Annotated in this window: 2 protein-coding genes; one reads left to right on the top strand and one right to left on the bottom strand. The window is 69.9% G+C overall.

Features of this window, described 5'->3' with window-relative positions; translation table 11 throughout:
* Positions 1-273: 273 nt before the first annotated feature.
* Positions 274-1,056: an IS5 family transposase gene (locus ACWC9T_RS41770; protein WP_449826244.1), complete on the top strand. Its 783-nt coding sequence runs from the start codon at positions 274-276 to the stop codon at positions 1,054-1,056.
* Here ACWC9T_RS41770 and ACWC9T_RS41765 read toward each other — a convergent pair.
* Positions 1,022-1,549: a hypothetical protein gene (locus ACWC9T_RS41765; RefSeq protein ID WP_449826243.1), complete on the bottom strand. Its 528-nt coding sequence runs from the start codon at positions 1,547-1,549 to the stop codon at positions 1,022-1,024. The two genes, ACWC9T_RS41770 and ACWC9T_RS41765, sit on opposite strands and share 35 nt — an antisense overlap.
* Between the last annotated feature and the right edge of the window lie 114 nt (positions 1,550-1,663).

The raw sequence follows: 1,663 nt of genomic DNA, 5'->3' as shown, positions 1-1,663 counted from the left end.
CTCAGAAGCCGTTGTCGTACCGATCGTGGGACGTGCCGGTCGAACGGGCGTCTCGATGGGGTGATCGTAGGCCGGTCGGCGCATGAAGGCAGGGCCTCTTGGTAGCTCGAAGGTTGTCGAAGCCGTTCGAGGTTCCAGGAGGCCCTGGTGTCGCAGTCTTCCGTACCGCTGCCCGTCGAGTCCAACTCGACTCGCCTGCAGTGTGATTGCCTCGCGCACGTGTACGGGAACGCGGCCGATCGCCCGGAGAGGCGGCGCCGGTACCCGTCGGACATGACGGATGAGGAGTGGGTGGTTGTCCGTGCGTCGCTGCCGGTACCGGGGTGGCTGGAGGGCTGGGGCGGGCAGCCGGAAGGCTACTGTCACCGGCAGATGTTCGACGCCGTGCGCTACCTGGTCGCCGGCGGCATCTCCTGGCGGGCGATGCCCGTCGACTTCCCGGCGTGGGACCGGGTCTATGCCTTCTACCGGCGCTGGCGCGACCAGGGCTTGATCAAGGAACTGCACGACCGGCTGCGGGGCAGGGTCCGCGAGGCCGACGGGCGGGATCCGGAGCCGACGGCGGGGATCATCGACTCGCAGTCGGTGCGGGCTGCCGCGTCGGTGCCGAGGTCCACGTCCGGCTACGACGGCGGGAAGAAAGTGCCGGGACGCAAGCGGCACATCGTGGTGGATAGCCTCGGGCTGCTGCTGGCCGTGGTGGTCACCGCCGCGTCCGTTACCGACCGCGACGCCGCGCGAACCCTCCTGGCCCGGCTGCGTGAGCGGTTCTGGTGGCTGACCCTGGTGTGGGCGGACGGCGGCTACACCGGCCGCCTGGTCGACATCGCCATGAGTGCCTGGCGGATCGCGTTGACGGTGGTCAAGCGCAGTGACGACACCACCGGGTTCGTCGTGCTGCCGAAGAGGTGGCTGGTGGAGCGCACGTTCGCGTGGCTGATGCGCTCACGCCGCCTCGCGCGGGACTACGAGGCCCGCACTGACACCGCCGAGGCGATGATCTGGTGGTCGATGACCATGGTCATGAGCCGTCGCTTGGCCGGCCGGCGATGCTGAAACGGCCCGGCACATCCTCGGCCAGCCAGCCGCGCTCGACCAGGCGCTTCGCCTTCGACCGCACTCCTTCGACCTTCGCCGGGACCACGTCCAGCCCCAGCCCAGCCGCGATCTCCTGGCAGCCCATCGCCTCGCTCGATCCCGAGTGTTGACGGTTCGCCAGAAGGTGGACGATCCGCTGGTAGTCCGGTGCCAGCGCGGTCGCGTCCAGTCCATCCCGGCGTACCGGCACCACCGACCCGGCCACCGCCGCCCGAACCGGAGCCCGGCCGGCCCGCTCCGAGGGCTTGTCCGCGGGCACCGCCGCCATCTCCTGCCCGCGCGGCGCGGACAGGACCTGATCGACCCTCTCCCGGGCGATCACCCACCGCTCCCAGTCGGTCTCCGCCTCCGCCAGCTCGGCCTGGATCCGGTCCGCCTCCTCGCGCAACGACTCCACCCGCTGCCGCGCTACCAGCTCCCGCTCCTCCAGCAGCCCCACCACCGACGCCATCCGGCACCTCCACCGACAACACGATCCCGATGGATCAAGCCTGCCGTCCGGCGGCCGACACTATGCCTCACCAGCGGAAATACACCGATCACGTCCGATAAGACAACGGCTTCT

The sequence above is a fragment of the Kitasatospora sp. NPDC001159 genome, from assembly GCF_053598235.1.
Note: the sequence above shows the minus strand (reverse complement) of the source record. Positions and strands in the feature narration are given on the sequence as shown.

Coding starts and splice junctions, on each gene's coding strand:
- ACWC9T_RS41770 (WP_449826244.1), top strand. CDS start 274: ATGACGGATGAGGAGTGGGTGGTTGTCCGTGCGTCGCTGCCGGTACCG.
- ACWC9T_RS41765 (WP_449826243.1), bottom strand. CDS start 1,549: ATGGCGTCGGTGGTGGGGCTGCTGGAGGAGCGGGAGCTGGTAGCGCGG.